This window comes from Kribbella sp. CWNU-51, assembly GCF_054073265.1.
Genome location: NZ_JBSXMZ010000062.1, coordinates 1 through 575, shown reverse-complemented (window position 1 = coordinate 575; position 575 = coordinate 1). Strand labels below are relative to the sequence as shown.

The window sequence follows — 575 nt, the reverse complement described above, 5'->3', positions numbered from 1 at the left end:
CGTCCGCAAGGAACGCCCACACCCCGGCGCCCAGCTGCGCCTGACCGACGTCGACGGGCACCGTGTCACCGCGTTCGCGACCAACACGCCCCGCGGCCAGCTGGCCGACCTCGAGTTGCGGCACCGGCGCCGGGCCCGCGCCGAAGACCGGATCCGCTGCGCCAAGGACACCGGACTCAGGAACCTGCCACTGCACGACTTCGGCCAAAACCAGATCTGGTGCGCGATCGTCGCGCTGGCCTGCGAACTGACCACCTGGATGCAGCTGCTCGCGTTCACCGACACCGACGGCACCACCCACGAGGCGCGCCGATGGGAACCCAAACGCCTACGCCTGCGGCTGTTCTCGACCGCCGCGAGGCTCGCCCGAACCGGCAGACGCACCGTCGTCCGCCTCGCCCGCAACGCCGTCTGGACCAGCCTGCTGCACGCCGGCCTCACCCGGCTCCGCACCCTCACCGCACCCGGCTAACCACGGCCCACCCGTCACTACGACCCGCAACAGACCCGGCCCGTGGAACCGCGCCCACCCGAGACGACACTCGGGTCCCTGTCCTACCCGACTGCAAGAATCA

Annotated in this window: 1 protein-coding gene; it reads left to right on the top strand. The window is 71.1% G+C overall.

Going from position 1 to position 575, the window contains the following annotated elements:
• Positions 1 to 472, top strand: a 472-nt coding sequence (locus ACXC9Q_RS41780; RefSeq protein WP_457062593.1) for a transposase, incomplete at its 5' end; no start/stop codon positions are given.
• Positions 473 to 575 lie beyond the last annotated feature (103 nt).